Annotated in this window: 13 protein-coding genes; all 13 read left to right on the forward strand. The window is 60.8% G+C overall.

Features of this window, described 5'->3' with window-relative positions; genetic code table 11:
• Positions 1-172 precede the first annotated feature (172 nt).
• The 13 genes from VI215_00470 to fabD all read left to right on the forward strand — a co-directional run bounded on the left by VI215_00470 (position 173) and on the right by fabD (position 14,204).
• Positions 173-3,016 (forward strand): BamA/TamA family outer membrane protein, encoded by a 2,844-nt coding sequence (locus VI215_00470; GenBank protein HEY6190778.1) that lies wholly within the window; start codon positions 173-175, stop codon positions 3,014-3,016.
• Positions 3,017-3,018: 2 nt separating this feature from the next.
• Positions 3,019-4,173, forward strand: a complete 1,155-nt coding sequence (locus VI215_00475) for a PQQ-binding-like beta-propeller repeat protein (GenBank protein ID HEY6190779.1) — start codon at positions 3,019-3,021, stop codon at positions 4,171-4,173.
• Positions 4,170-5,027 (forward strand): PEGA domain-containing protein, encoded by an 858-nt coding sequence (locus tag VI215_00480; protein HEY6190780.1) that lies wholly within the window; start codon positions 4,170-4,172, stop codon positions 5,025-5,027. Before VI215_00475 ends, VI215_00480 begins: the two co-directional genes overlap by 4 nt.
• Before the next feature lie 180 nt (positions 5,028-5,207).
• A complete protein-coding gene (locus VI215_00485; protein ID HEY6190781.1) occupies positions 5,208-5,933 on the forward strand; it encodes a Crp/Fnr family transcriptional regulator in 726 nt (241 codons plus the stop codon).
• Positions 5,934-5,990: 57 nt separating this feature from the next.
• A complete protein-coding gene (locus tag VI215_00490; protein HEY6190782.1) occupies positions 5,991-6,818 on the forward strand; it encodes a PHP domain-containing protein in 828 nt (275 codons plus the stop codon).
• A gap of 43 nt (positions 6,819-6,861) precedes the next feature.
• Entirely contained in the window at positions 6,862-7,341 is a 480-nt protein-coding gene (gene ribH, locus VI215_00495) for a 6,7-dimethyl-8-ribityllumazine synthase (GenBank protein ID HEY6190783.1), read from the forward strand.
• 27 nt (positions 7,342-7,368) lie between these two features.
• Entirely contained in the window at positions 7,369-9,651 is a 2,283-nt protein-coding gene (locus tag VI215_00500) for a two-component regulator propeller domain-containing protein (protein ID HEY6190784.1), read from the forward strand.
• Positions 9,652-9,739: 88 nt separating this feature from the next.
• Entirely contained in the window at positions 9,740-10,048 is a 309-nt protein-coding gene (locus tag VI215_00505; GenBank protein HEY6190785.1) for a DUF3276 family protein, read from the forward strand.
• A 333-nt stretch (positions 10,049-10,381) separates the two neighbouring features.
• Positions 10,382-10,906 carry a DUF177 domain-containing protein gene (locus VI215_00510; GenBank protein ID HEY6190786.1) on the forward strand — a complete coding sequence of 175 codons (525 nt, stop codon included), beginning with the start codon at positions 10,382-10,384 and terminating at the stop codon, positions 10,904-10,906.
• A gap of 21 nt (positions 10,907-10,927) precedes the next feature.
• Entirely contained in the window at positions 10,928-11,110 is a 183-nt protein-coding gene (gene rpmF / locus VI215_00515; protein HEY6190787.1) for a 50S ribosomal protein L32, read from the forward strand.
• Positions 11,111-11,215: 105 nt separating this feature from the next.
• Positions 11,216-12,235, forward strand: a complete 1,020-nt coding sequence (gene plsX / locus VI215_00520) for a phosphate acyltransferase PlsX (protein ID HEY6190788.1) — start codon at positions 11,216-11,218, stop codon at positions 12,233-12,235.
• Positions 12,232-13,254, forward strand: a complete 1,023-nt coding sequence (locus VI215_00525; GenBank protein HEY6190789.1) for a beta-ketoacyl-ACP synthase III — start codon at positions 12,232-12,234, stop codon at positions 13,252-13,254. The genes plsX and VI215_00525 overlap by 4 nt, the downstream gene beginning before the upstream one ends.
• Entirely contained in the window at positions 13,224-14,204 is a 981-nt protein-coding gene (gene fabD, locus VI215_00530; protein HEY6190790.1) for an ACP S-malonyltransferase, read from the forward strand. The genes VI215_00525 and fabD overlap by 31 nt, the downstream gene beginning before the upstream one ends.
• The last annotated feature ends 2 nt before the right edge of the window (positions 14,205-14,206 follow it).

The following is a 14,206-nucleotide window of genomic DNA, read 5'->3' on the forward strand; positions in this document are numbered from 1 at the left end:
GCGGGCATTGTACCGGGTTCACGCAGCCTGAAGGCTGCGGCTACCAAACCCGAGGCATCGGTAGGCGCGACCTTCAGGTCGCTTGCGTTTGTAGGGGCGGGGAGGCCGCCCGATACCACCGGAGATTGCATATTTCTCGCGAAACTGCTAACTTGAAAATGAAGAGTTAGGTATGTGCCGCCGGCTGATCCCATATTCCCTCCTGCTGTTTCTCCTCGTCACCACCTCCCGGGCGCAGTTCTTCTACTTCGGCGAGAACAAGGTCCAGTACACCGATTTCGACTGGCATGTGCTGAAGACGGAGCATTTCGACATCTATTACTATCCCGAGATGGTGGACCTCGCCGAGCGCGGCGCGTTTCTCGCGGAAGAGAGCTACAAGGTGCTCGAGCAAAAGTTCAGCCATAACGTCACCAACCGCATCCCTCTGATTTTTTACAGCTCCCACCTTCACTTCCAGCAGACCAACACGACTCCGGGGTTCGTTTCGGAAGGAACCGGCGGGTTCTTCGAGTTTTTGAAAGGGCGCGTCGTGATTCCCTACGACGGCTCGATGTGGGATTTCCGGCACGTGATCCGGCACGAGCTGACGCACGTGTTCATGCACAGCAAGATCAACCGGATCCTCTCCGATCACCGCATGTCGCAGGACCATTTGCCCCCGCTCTGGTTCGTGGAAGGCCTTGCGGAGTACTGGTCGACCGACTGGGACGACCAGGCGGAGATGGTCATCCGCGACGCAGTCGTCAGCAATTACCTCGTGCCGCTGAGCGACATGGACCAGATCTTCGGAACATTCCTGATGTACAAGGAGGGGCAGAACATCCTCCAGTTCATCTCGGAACGGTACGGAGAGGAAAAAATTCTCCTGTTGATGGAGAACTTCTGGAAGTCCGGCTCGTTCGACGAGATTTTCAAGCTGACGATCGACCGGAATTACCGCCAGTTCGACGAAGACTGGACCTACGCGCTCAAGAAAAAGTATTATCCCCTTCTCGCGGCGTCCGACCAGCCGAGCGCGGCCTCCAAACCGATCGTGATGGAGGGGTTCAATTCGAAACCGGTCTACGCGAAGCGGGGCGACAAGAAGGAGCTCTACTTCATCGGTAACCACACCGGGTATACGAGCATCTTCCGCGTTTCCCTCGACAGCGGGGCGGAGCGGAAACCGGTTACGATCATCGAGGGGGAAAAGACCGACGAGTTCGAAGCGTTTCACATCTTCCAGAGCAAACTGGACGTCTCCGCGGGCGGGATCCTCGCCTTCATCACCAAGAGCGGGGAAAACGACGCGCTCCATCTCTACGACCTCGCCGCCGAGAAGATCGTCGAGACCTACCACTTCAAGGACCTCGTCGTTCTCGGCTCGCCCTCCTGGTCTCCCGACGGTAAACGGATCGTCTTCAACGCCGTCGACAAGTCCGGCACAAGCGATCTCTACGTGTGGGACACCGAACGAAGCGTCCTGACGCGGCTGACAAACGACGTCTACGACGACCGCGACCCGGACTGGTCCCCGTCGGGCGAAACAATCGTCTTTTCTTCCGACCGGACCCCGTACGGGGAACACGGGAAATACAACCTGTTCCTCTACGACGTCAAGACGGAGCAGATACGCTATCTGACCTACGGCAACGAGACGTATTCCGCGCCCCGCTGGTCGCCCGACGGGCGCGCGATGATCTTCACCTGCGACCGCGGAGGGGCGCGCAACGTCTGGATGATGAAGATCGACAGCGCGGGCGCGCGGCCGGCGGAAATGCGCAAAGTCACCGAATTCACGACCGCCGCGTTCGATCCGACGTGGGAGGACAGCACGATGATCTTCGCCGCGTTCGAGAATTTCCGCTTCCAGATCCGGGCCGTCCCCGGGATCTATGCGGCATATGATTCGTCCGCGACCAGAGTCCCGATGGACTTCGTGGTGAAAGAGAAGCCCTGGTCACCCGGAACGATCGCGGGGGAGTCGGAGGTGAAAACGCTTCGCTACACCGGCGAGTACAGCCTGGATATCGCCCAGAGCCAGATCGCGACCGACCCCGTGTTCGGGACGAACGGGGGGGCGTTCCTCGCCCTCAGCGACCTTCTCGGGAACGAGCAGTACTACTTCCTCCTCTATAATACCGCCCAGGCCTCGGATGAGCTTCTTTCGAGCTTCAATATCGCCATTTCAAGAATTTCCCTCCAGCAGCGCACGAGCTTCGCGTACGGGATCTACCGGTTCAGCGGGCGGCGCTACGATCTCACCGACCCGGACCAGTTCTTTTTCGAGCGGGTCTTCGGCGGCTACTTCACGCTGAGTTATCCGATCTCCCGGTTCAAACGAATCGCCGCGGACATCAGCCTGAGCAACTCGCAGAAGGACGCGTCGGACCTGGGGATCGCCGGCGTCGAGCAGTCAAACCTCGACCTCGCCCGGCACGCGCTGTTCCTTTCGAACTCGATCTCGTTCACGCACGATAATTCCCTGTGGGGCCCCAGCGGGCCGCTCGACGGGAACCGGTTCAACGTCACGCTCGGCTACACGACCGACATCCAGTACTCGAACGCGAACTACTATTCGGTCATATTCGACTACCGGCAGTATTTCCGCCTCGCCGAGCGCTCCGCCTACGCGCTCAGGCTCTGGCTCTTCTACAACGACGGAAAGGAGGCGCGCAGATTCTTCATGGGAGGAAGCTGGGACCTCCGGGGGTACGACCGGTTCTCCCTCCGCGGCAAGAAGCTCTGGCTGGCGAGCAACGAATTGAGATTCCCGTTCCTCGATCAGGTCGCGATCAGGTTCCCGTTCGGGGGATTGACGCTGGTGGGGATCCGGGGAGCGCTCTTTTTCGACGCGGGAAACGCGTGGGACGACGAGTACCTGCAGACGCTCGGAAGCATCGGCGCCGGAGCCCGCCTGAACCTCGGCGGGGCGCTGGTCCTGCGGTATGATCTTGGAAAACGGATCGAAGAGAACTTCACAAAGCTGCAAACCGGGTTGTTCCACCAATTCTTTTTCGGATGGGACTTCTGACCATGCGAATTTCCCTCCGGCTCGGTCTCCTCTCGTGCTTCATCGGCCTCGCGGGCTGCAGCTACCTCCGCCTTCAGCAGGGCCCGGTCCCGTCCGCCGATGACTGGACCATGTACGGCGGCACCATCGGCCGCACGAATGCGTCGCGCGCCGAGGTCAATCCCCCGCTCACCATGCTCTGGGAAAACGACGCATCCGCGGGGTTTGGACCCTACTCCGGGGCGATCGCCGGAGATTACCTGTTTGTCGGGACCCTCCACGGGGAGGTCCAGGCCATCGATCTCCGTACCGGCCAAACCGCGGGCAATTACAATTTTGGAACCTCCCTGATCGGCACGCCGGTGATCGACCATAGCGAGATGTATGTCGCGGTTTCCCGCAGCGAGGAGAGTCTTCTCGGCTACAACCTTGTGACCGGGACGATCGATTGGCGCGCGAAGGTCGGGGATATCGAATCCTCCCCCCTCCTGATGGGCGGGAGGTTGTACGTCACGTCGACGGAAGGGACGCTCTCCAGCGTGCAGGCCGCCAACGGCCAGGTCGAATGGACATTCAAGCTCCCGCCGCGGGTCCGGACGAGAATGATCCGCTCTTCCCCGGCCAGCGACGGAACATCCGTCATCTTCGGAGGAGACGACGGGGAGGTCTATGCCGTCGGCGCGGCGGACGGAAAACTCCGGTGGAGCGCGAAGACCGACGGGAGCATCGTGGCGTCGCCCTCTGTCGCCAGGGGGAAGGTTTTTGTCGGCTCCCTCGATAACTCGTTCTACGCCTTCGATGCTGAGACCGGGAAACGCGTCTGGAAGCAGCCCCTCGGGGCCAGGATATTTACTTCCCAGGCGGTCAACGACCGGTCAGTCTTTGTGGGCACAGCGGGGCGGTACGTTTATTGCCTGGACGCGGAAACCGGAAGCATCGTCTGGCGGTCTGTTACGAACAGCGTGCTGAATTCTCCCCCGCTCGTTTCCGGAAGCGTCGTCTACATCGGATGCCTCGACAAGACGTTGTATGCGTACGCCGCCGCCACCGGAGAGCTGCTCTGGAAATATCAGACCGAGGGGCGGATTAAAACCATGCCGGTCGCATGGAAGGACATGCTGTTTGTCCTTGCGGAAGACAGGTCGGTCCTCGCGTTCAAACAATCGGAGACCCGGTGAGACTCGCCCGAGCCATCCTGCTCGTTGCAATCCTCCACACCGGACTGATGGCCTCCGCGTGGGGCCAGGACACTTCGGGGCAGGCGGACGCCTCCCGGCAGGCGGACTCGACACTGCAGACCGACACGACAGCCGTCTCGCACTCCACCGTGGAAATCCGGACATCCGTCCCGGGCGTCCGCGTCTACGCCGACAGCCAGTACCTCGGAGCAACGCCGTTTCCGGCGGCGGGACTTTCCGAGGGGATGCACACGTTTCACTATGTCCCGCCGGACGCCGACCGGTGGCTCTCGGCGGCCGTGCTTGAAACATTGATGGTCCATCCGGGCGACCACCTCGTCCGCACGGTTGAGTTCGCTCCTCTCTACCATATCGCGACCGAACCATACGGCGCGACGGTCCGCCGCAACGGAATCCCGGTGGGCGAAACACCCGTCGATCTCCAACTGACACCCACCCGGGACCTGATCACCGTGGCCAGGCCCGGGTATGAGGAGGCGGCCGTGGCCTTCACGGGGGGCGAGCGGTCGGTCCATATTCTCCTGCATCCGCGCATTGGGCCCGGCAACGGGGCCGGCGGCCCGACTCTCGCAGACCAGCAGCTGGTCTACCTGTCCGGCGAGCGGTCGAAGAGCTCGTTTCCCATCTTCCTCACCACGGGCGCGACCGTTCTGACCGGAGCGGCGGCGGCGTACTTCAAGATCAGAGCCGACAACTACTACGATGACTACTCCCGCACGGGGAATCAGGGTAGCCTCGATCAGGTGCACCGTCTCGACCTGGCGTCGGGGATCTCCCTGGCGGCGAGCGAGTTGAGCCTGGTGACGCTTGCCTATTTTCTCCTCGCGCGTTGACAGAAAGTCAGCCAACGGCACTCAGGTTCTCATTATACCCGATTTTAGCGGAAGCTGCCACCCTGCCTGATCTGCCGTTTAGACTTGACTTTCAAGGCCATCCACACTATATTATTTGGCACATTTGGAGAGAACCAAGAGTATGAAGGCCATCAACCCACATCCCTCGCGGGTCCGTTTATGAACCTGCCGAGCGTCGCGCAGCCTCAGCTTCCGGCGGATCTTGGGGAAGCCATGGAGTTTATCCGGAACGTGCCGATATTCAGCGATATCGAGGGGGCCGAGTTGACAAAAATCGTCCGGGTCGGCGTGCGCAAGAAGTACAAGAAGGGGAGCATCATCCTCCTCGAAGAAGAGACCGGCGCCGCGCTGTTCGTCATCATCTCCGGCAAAGTGAAGATTGTGAGAACCGACGACGACGGGCGCGAGGTCATTCTCTCCATTTTGGGGGAGAATGATTTCTTCGGAGAGATGTCCATCCTCGACGGACTCGCCCGCTCGGCGAGCGTCGTGGCAATCACCAAAGCGGAGTTGTTTATGATCCACCGGAGGGACTTCCTGAAATTGATGCAGGATGTCCCGGCGGTTGCGATCTCCCTGCTGAAAGAATTGACGATGAGGCTCCGGAAAGCGGATGCGCAGATCAAGAGCCTCTCTCTGAAAGATGCCGCGGGACGGGTAGCGAACGTCATTCTTCAGCTTGCCGACGACATCGGGACGATCCGCAAGGGTCGCGTGGAAATCGATGAGCTCCCGCTCCAGCAGGACCTCGCGAACATGGCGGGCACCTCGCGGGAAACTATTTCCCGTGTGGTCCACATGTTCATCAAGAAGGCCCACCTGGAGCTCCAGGGCAACAAGCTGATCATCAACGACTACGAGAAGTTCAAGAACCTCTACATCTGAGAGCTTTTTGAACCGGCACTTCACTTACTCCGGACCGATTCGACCCGGGAGGGAATCGTGGAAACAAAGGCAGACCTTCATTTACATACCACCTATTCGGACGGCGCGCTCTCACCCTACGAGTTGATCAAGAAGGCCAGGGGCGCCGGTCTCGACATCATCAGCATCACCGACCACGACAGCGTCGGGGCGATCGAGGAGGCGGTGGCGATCGGGAAAGAGTTCGATCTTGAGGTCATCCCGGGGATGGAACTGAGCGCAAACCTCGATCAACTCGAGGTCCACATCCTGGGCTATTTCATGGACTACCGCAACAAATCCCTCCTCGAATCGCTTGCCGTCTTCCGCGAGAAACGGTTGCGCCGGGCCGAGCGGATCGTCGGAAAACTCAACAGGATGAATATTCCCCTCAACATCGAAACGGTCCTTGCGAACGCCGCGGGAAACGCGATCGGGCGCCCTCATATCGCGACCGCGATGGTAAACGAAGGGCACGCGGAATCGTACCGCCAGGCGTTCAGCAAATACCTGGGTGACGGACGGCCCGCCTACGAGCGGAAGGAAGAGTTTTCGCCCGAGGAGACCGTGAGGCTGATCGCAAGCGCGGGGGGACTCTCCTTCCTGGCGCACCCGGGCCGCTCGCTGAACGACACGCTTCTCGCACGGCTCATCGACTCTGGCCTGGACGGCATCGAAGTCATCCATCCGAGCCACACTCCCGAACTTGTCAGCTATTACCGCGGAATCGTGAACGAGTATTGCCTCATGGAATGCGGAGGATCGGATTTTCACGGGGGGTTGAAAGGCGACGATGAGATTATCGGGCGCTTCGGCATTTCCTCGGCGGCCGTCGATATCATGCGCCGCCGGCTCTTCGCCAACTGAGCCCCGGACGCCTTCACCCTACGGCAGAACCTCCTCGTCGGCAATGGCTACCATCCATGAAGGAACGCTCTCGGCATCGCCCTATTCGTTCGCGATCGTCGCCAGCCGGTTCAACGAATTCATCACCACGAGGCTCCTCGACGCCGCTCTCGACTGCCTCCGCAGGCACGGGGCCCGCGAAAAATCAATCGAGGTCGTCTATTGCCCCGGGGCGTTCGAGATCCCCCGGATCGCGGCGAAGCTCGCGAAGAGCGGCAAATTCGATGCGGTCATTTGCCTCGGCTGCATCATCAGGGGCGAGACCCCACATTTTGAGTACATCGCGTATGCCGTGACGGGCGGAATCGCCCGCGCGGCGATGGAAACGGGGCTTCCGATCGTCTTCGGCGTGCTGACCACCGATTCGCTGGAGCAGGCGGTCGAACGCGCGGGAGCCAAAGGAGGCAACAAAGGCTGGGACGCCGCGCTTGCGGCGATCGAGCTTGCTGACCTGCAGAAAAAAATCTCCGGTAAGAAAAAATAACTTCGGTCATTCGGATTGTGAGGTAGCGTGGCGGGTGTGCTGCGGGTGATGGTGCTGGTGTGCACGGGTATCTGTCTGGCGTCCGGAGGCGTGGGCGATTGGAAGACCTTCACCGCGAAGCGCGACATCCGCGACCTCGCGTGGGACCAGGGCCGGCAGGTCGTCTGGGTCGTCACGGGGGGAGGGATGTATTCCTACCGGGACGCGGATCAGAGCTTTCGCGAGTTTACCACCTCCGAAGGACTGCGGACCAACGATCTGACCGCCGTCGCGGTCGACGGCAGCGGCACGGTTTGGGTGGGGGCGTCGAACGGTTATCTCCACCGGTACCGCCCCTCCACGGACACATGGGAGTACGTCACCGATCTTTTCATCAAACAGGTCCCCCGGAAGTCCGTCAACAGGCTCAAGGTCATGGGCGACACCCTGGTGATTCTCTCCGAAATCGGCGTCAGCCTCTTTTCAATCGGGCGAATGGAATTCGAGGACACCTACACCCGGTTCGGCGCAGGCCCGAACGTCCTCGTCGGAAATGCCACCGATCTCGCCGAATTCGGGGGAAACCTCTGGGTTTCGACTCTCGGCGGGCTGGCATCGACCCCCGTTTCAAATCCCAATCCGTCCGCGCCGGAGTCATGGCTGGTCACGACGACGGCCCAGGGACTCCCCTCCAACAGCGTGCGCCGGCTCGCGGTCGCGTTCGACTCCCTCTTCGCGGCGACCGGTTCCGGGCTCGCCTCCTCCGGGGGCCCGTCCTGGAATATCGTCGGCGGCACCGCCGGGATCAATGTTGCGGATCTTTCCACGGGCCGCCAGCCCTGCGTCGACTGCTCCAGCCTCTATTTCATCTCGAACTCCGGCCTGATGGCCTACTCCCCCGGTACCGCTCCCTATGCCGTCGCGACGGGATTCCAGTCGGCTCTCGTCGCCATGGGCGGAAACAGGTTTCTCGGGACGGCGAACGGCCTGATCATTTTCAGGACCGGTTTCACGCCGGCCGCGATCACCCCTCCCGGACCCCCGTCGAATGAGTTCGTCGGACTGGCTGTGGACCGGAACGGCGTCGTCTGGTCGGGGACCGGAATCTCCGGAGGCGAGGGATTCATGAGCTACGACGGAAAGAGATGGCGTTCCTATACGGCGGAGCAGGACGCGCGGCTCGGAAGCGACAACTATTATAAGGTCAGTCTCGGACGCAACGGCGCCAAGTGGGTCAGCAACTGGGGCCAGGGGATCGCGCTCGTGGATGAAGCCGGGAATGTGAAGAAGGTGCTGAACGGCGCTTCCGGAATTCCGGCGGCGCTTCCGACTGTCCCTCCCAACGCTCCGTTCGCGGTGACGGGCGGGGCGGCGACCGATCAGGCCGGAGTCACATGGATCACCGTCCGGACCCCCGCCGGCGATACCGCGGTCGTGAAATTCAATCCGGATTCGTCGTTGAGCTACGCGCTCGGATTGTCCACGAGGAATCCGGTGATCACGTTGACCGACGTCGTCATCGATTTTTACGGAACAAAGTGGTTCACGAATACGAGCAGGTTCGAGCCGTTCGTCGCAAACCGGGGTTCGGGGTATTACTATTATAACGAAGGGCTGCAGATCCCGGGGACGAGCAACGGATGGGGAAGGATCGTCATCTCGGACGGCCTGACCAGCGACAAAGTCTATTCGGAAGCGATCGATAACGACGGCGACCTCTGGATCGGGACCGATGAAGGGGTGACGATTATCTTCGATCCGAGCGACCCGAAACCCCATATTGCCCCTTATTACCCGGCGGTCCGCGACCAGGTGATCCAGGCGATCGTCGTGGACCCTCTGAACAACAAGTGGCTGGGCACGAGGAACGGGGTGTTCGTCTTTTCGCCCGACGGGACGTCGATCCTGGCGCATTATACCGTCTCGAGCACAGGCGGGAAGCTGCTCGACGACGACGTGGCTTCGATGGCGATCGACAGAAACAACGGAACGGTCTACTTCGGCACGGAAAAGGGGCTCTCGAGCCTCGGGACAGCCGCCGCCGCCCCGAAATCCGAGTACGAGTCGCTGGCGTTCGCCCCGAATCCGTTTTACCTCCCCTCGGCCCGCTCTCTCGTCGTCGACGGCCTGACGGCCGGCTCTCTGCTCAAGATTCTCAGCGCCGACGGCCATCTCATTCGCGAGGTTGCGACACCCGGAGGGAGGGTGGGTTTCTGGGACGGAACCGACTGCCGGGGTCAACTCGTCTCGACCGGGATTTACCTTGTGGTCGCGTATTCCGACGCAGGATCTCAAGTCGCCACCGGCAAGGTGGCAGTCATAAGGAGGTGAATCGGGGACCGGGGAAAGCGCTCCACGAGTTCGACATCAAAACCGCTTTTTGTTCGACAAACCAACTTTATCGGAGAGGGATGTGCATATGGATAATGTTGATACCAGCAATGAAAACGTCTTCACGAAGAGGGTGCGCGCCGGGAAGCGAACCTATTTCTTCGATGTGAAGGCGACGAAGTCGGCCAAGGATTTCTACGTCATCATTACCGAGAGCCGGCGCGTCGGGGAGGAGAAGTATGAAAAGCACAAGCTCTTCCTCTACAAAGAGGACTTCAAGAAATTTGCCGACGCGTTGACGGAAACGGTCACGCATGTCGAGAACGAACTGCTCGAGAAGATCGGGCGGCCGGAGGAATCCCCGTCGGCCGTTCTGGAAGTCGGCGCGCCTGCCTGAGGACCGGTAGAACCCCTCGTTCCGCCGCTCTGCGGCGGAATGCATAACGGGACGCTCCGCGTCCCAACCTCGTTGCGGCGCAGAGCGCCGCGGATCCCGTTCCCACGCAGAGCGTGGGAACGAGGTAACCGCCTGTCCGGGCGGCGCATGCGCCGCCCCTACAACAACGACCACATCGCCTCCCTCCACCCTCTCCTTCGAATGCTTCAAAACGCGCTGAATTCAAGCCTCCGCGCCTTCGATTTCTTGACTATCGCTCTATTATTATCTATATTATTCTCAGTTTTCTTGAATACCCCTAATTTCGAGAGCCCCGAGGCAATTGGAGTCCCTATGAAACCGGCGAAATCGGGAGCCGAGCTCAAGATCAGAATTTCGCAGCTCTCCAACGGACTCCACGAATACCATCTGAAGGCCAGGACCGCGGAAATCGGCCTGGATTCGAATTTCGGCCCGGATGTGGAGGTGGACGCGGTCCTCGACAAAACCGCCCGGCAGCTCAACCTCAGGGCGGAAGTGAAAAGCAGCGGGGTGTTCCAGTGCGACCGGTGTCTTGAAGATTTCAGTCAGCCTCTCTCGTCGAGGTATAACATGTTGTACGTCTTCGACGAGCTCGAATCCTCCCGGTACCCTCCTGACGAAGTTCAGGTCATAGGCGTGGACACTTCGAGCATCGATCTGGCGGAAGACGTGCGGCAGGTGGTCGTGTTATCGGTTCCGTTGAAGTTGCTGTGCAAGGAAGATTGCAAAGGGCTCTGTCCCCGGTGCGGCACGAACCGCAACTTCAACACGTGCGACTGCAGCGTAGAGACGGACAACCCGCAATGGCGGGGGCTCGAGGGATTATTGAATCATTGATCATACACGGAAAGAATAGAAATGCCAAATCCAAAACGTCGTCATTCGAAATCCCGCGGAGCCAAACGGCGCACGCATTACAAGGCAACGGCCCCCTCCGTCGCCGAGTGCCCGAATTGCCACGAACAAAAACTCCTCCACCGTGCGTGCCCGAACTGCGGGTACTACCATGGACGCTCGATTATTATTCCGAAAGAGTCATAAGTAGCGCCGATGCAGCTCTCCTTCGGTGTTCCTGCCGCGGCTGAAGCGGCGGTTCGTTCCTTTCGCAGGAGAAGTTCCGCTTCCCGGGTTTCCGCCTAGAGGTTTTTGGCCACAGCACAGTCACACATACGAATCGCCGTCGATGCCATGGGTGGCGACTTCGCGCCGCACAACGTCGTCGCCGGCGCCATGGAAGCGTTGCGGGCATCGGGGAACCGGTTCGACGTGTTGTTTGTCGGACCCGAATCGATCCTGAGGGATGAGCTCCACGGCCTCGGCGAAAACGGGCACCGGTGCAGGATTATCGACGCCCCCCAGGTCATCACAATGAGCGACGGAGCGATGTCGGCGGTCAGAGAGAAGAAGGACTCCTCCATCGCCGTCGGGGTCTCCCTGAACAAAGACGGGGCGGCGGACGCGTTCGTGAGCGCCGGCCACACCGGGGCCGTCATGTCGGCCTCCACGTTGATTCTCGGCCGCATCGAGGGCATCGGCAGACCGACGATCGGCGCATTCTTCCCCTCCGAACGGGGCGTTTGCCTCCTTCTCGATGCCGGAGCGAATATCGACTGCAAGCCCCAGCACCTTTACGAGTTCGCGATCATGGGGAGCATCTACGCCCGCGAAATGCTGATGCTTCCGAACCCGACCGTGGGGCTCCTCAGCATCGGCGAGGAGAGCACAAAGGGAAACGCCCTGACCCTGGAAACCTATGAGCTTCTCTCCAGGAGCCGTCTGAACTTTGTGGGCAACGTCGAAGGGCGGGACATCCTCAAGGGAGAAGCGAATGTCGTCGTGTGCGACGGGTTTGTGGGGAACGTCCTGTTGAAATTCGCCGAGTCGGTTCCCCGCCTTCTCAAGACAAAATTTCGCAACCTCGCCGCCCGGAACGTGTTCCAGAAAGTGTGGGTGGGCATGATGAGCAGGACGCTCCGGTCGGTGATGAAGGACTTCGATTACCAGGAGTACGGGGGAGTGCCGCTCCTGGGAGTCAACGGCGTTTCGATCATCGGCCACGGCAAATCGACTCCGAAAGCGTTCAAAAACATGATCCTCAAGGCTGAAGAAATGGTGCGCAAGAACATTACCGGGACCATCCGCGAGTCGGTGGCGGCGGCCCGATGAACAACGGAAACAAACTGACCCGGGTGGCGATCACCGCGGTCGGCCACTACGTTCCGGAACGCGTCCTTTCGAACGCGGACCTTGAAACGATGGTCGACACGACCGACGAATGGATCGTCACGCGCACCGGGATCCGGGAGCGCCGGATCCTGGAGACGGGCGCCACCTCGGACATGGGAGCGCGCGCCGCCGAGAATGCGCTGAAGAACCGGGGAATCGGCCCGGAGGAAATCGACGTGATCGTCGTGGCCTCCGTGACTCCGGATATGTTTTTCCCCTCGACCGCGTGCCTCATCCAGGAGAAGATCGGCGCGAAAAACGCGTGGGGGTTCGACCTCTCCGCCGCCTGTTCCGGCTTTCTCTACGCGCTTGTCGTCGGCGAGCAGCTGGTCAGGTCGGGCGCCTACAAGAAAGTGCTCGTGGTCGGCTCCGACAAGATGAGCTCGATCACGGACTACACCGATCGCAACACCTGCATCCTCTTCGGCGACGCGGCCGGAGCGGTGCTTCTCGAACCGAGCGAAGACGAGTCGATCGGCATCCTGGACCACAAGCTCTACGTGGACGGATCGGGCGGACCCGCCCTCCACATGAAGGGGGGAGGGAGCCTCAACCCGCCGACCCACGAGACCGTCGACCGGAAAATGCATTACCTTTTCCAGGACGGCAAGTCCGTTTTCAAGGTGGCGGTGCTCGGCATGGCGGACGTCTCGGAGGAAATCATGAAACGGAACAACCTGACCGGCGACGACGTCGATTTCCTCGTCCCGCATCAGGCGAACCTGCGCATCATCGACGCGTGCCGCGAGCGGATGGGGCTCGACGCCTCGAAAGTGATGATCAATATCGACCGGTACGGCAACACGACCGCGGCGACGATCCCCCTCTGCCTCTCCGAATGGTGGCAATGCGGAAAATTGCGGCGCGGGCATACCGTGATCCTCTCCAGTTTCGGAGCCGGTTACACCTGGGGAGCCGTGCTCTTGCGATGGGGAATCAATCATCCGGGCAATTCCTGAGCGGCCGTTCCGGCGGCCGGCACACCGACATGGCAAAAACCGCATACATCTTTCCGGGCCAGGGGTCCCAGTACGTCGGAATGGGAAAAAACCTGTTCGAGCAGAGCTCCGTCGCGCGGCAATTGTACGGGCGGGCCGACGAGCTCATGGGCTATTCGCTGAGCGCGATTTCTTTCGAAGGACCAGAGGAGCGGTTGAAGCAAACGAACGTGACCCAGCCGGCGATCTTTCTTCACAGCGTCGTCCTCAGCCGGCTGTTGGAACACCCGGACGCGGCGATGGCCGCGGGCCACTCGCTCGGCGAATACTCCGCGCTGGTCTATGCGGGGGCGATGAGCTTCGAAGACGGTTTGAACCTCGTCAAGCTGCGCGGCGAGCTGATGCAGCAGGCCGGCGAGAGGGACCGCGGCACGATGGCGGCGGTCGTCGGGCTCCAGCCCGGGATCCTTACGGCAATTTGCCGTGAAGCGGAAGCCGAAGGGGTCGTGCAGTGCGCCAATTTCAACTCTCCGGGACAGATCGTCATCAGCGGCTCCGTGGCGGGGGTGAAAAAGGCGATGGAGCTGGCCAAAGCGCGCGGGGCGAAACTCGTCAAAGAGCTTGTCGTGAGCGGGGCGTTCCATTCGCCCCTCATGGAGGGAGCCCGCGAGGGATTAAGAACCGCCCTCGAAACGTCGGCGATACGCGACGCGAAGGTTCCGGTCTACGCCAACGTCTCCGCCCGCCCGGTGCAGCAGGCCGGAGAGATCAGACGGCTTCTCGAGGAGCAGCTCACCTCCCCCGTGCGGTGGGAGGAATCGGTTGTCCGGATGATCGGGGACGGGGCCGCGGCATTCGTCGAGATCGGCCCGGGAAAGGTCCTCCAGAACCTGGTGAAACGGATCGACGGATCTGTGAATGTAAGCGGAATCGAGACGATCGCCGACGCCCGACAGACCGTTCCTGCCTGAGC

It is taken from the genome of Bacteroidota bacterium, from assembly GCA_036522515.1.
GTDB lineage: Bacteria > Bacteroidota > Ignavibacteria > UBA10030 > SZUA-254 > VBOC01.

Coding starts and splice junctions, on each gene's coding strand:
- VI215_00485 (HEY6190781.1), top strand. CDS start 5,208: ATGAACCTGCCGAGCGTCGCGCAGCCTCAGCTTCCGGCGGATCTTGGG.
- ribH (HEY6190783.1), top strand. CDS start 6,862: ATGGCTACCATCCATGAAGGAACGCTCTCGGCATCGCCCTATTCGTTC.
- rpmF (HEY6190787.1), top strand. CDS start 10,928: ATGCCAAATCCAAAACGTCGTCATTCGAAATCCCGCGGAGCCAAACGG.
- fabD (HEY6190790.1), top strand. CDS start 13,224: ATGGGGAATCAATCATCCGGGCAATTCCTGAGCGGCCGTTCCGGCGGC.
- VI215_00475 (HEY6190779.1), top strand. CDS start 3,019: ATGCGAATTTCCCTCCGGCTCGGTCTCCTCTCGTGCTTCATCGGCCTC.
- VI215_00525 (HEY6190789.1), top strand. CDS start 12,232: ATGAACAACGGAAACAAACTGACCCGGGTGGCGATCACCGCGGTCGGC.
- VI215_00470 (HEY6190778.1), top strand. CDS start 173: ATGTGCCGCCGGCTGATCCCATATTCCCTCCTGCTGTTTCTCCTCGTC.
- VI215_00505 (HEY6190785.1), top strand. CDS start 9,740: ATGGATAATGTTGATACCAGCAATGAAAACGTCTTCACGAAGAGGGTG.
- VI215_00510 (HEY6190786.1), top strand. CDS start 10,382: ATGAAACCGGCGAAATCGGGAGCCGAGCTCAAGATCAGAATTTCGCAG.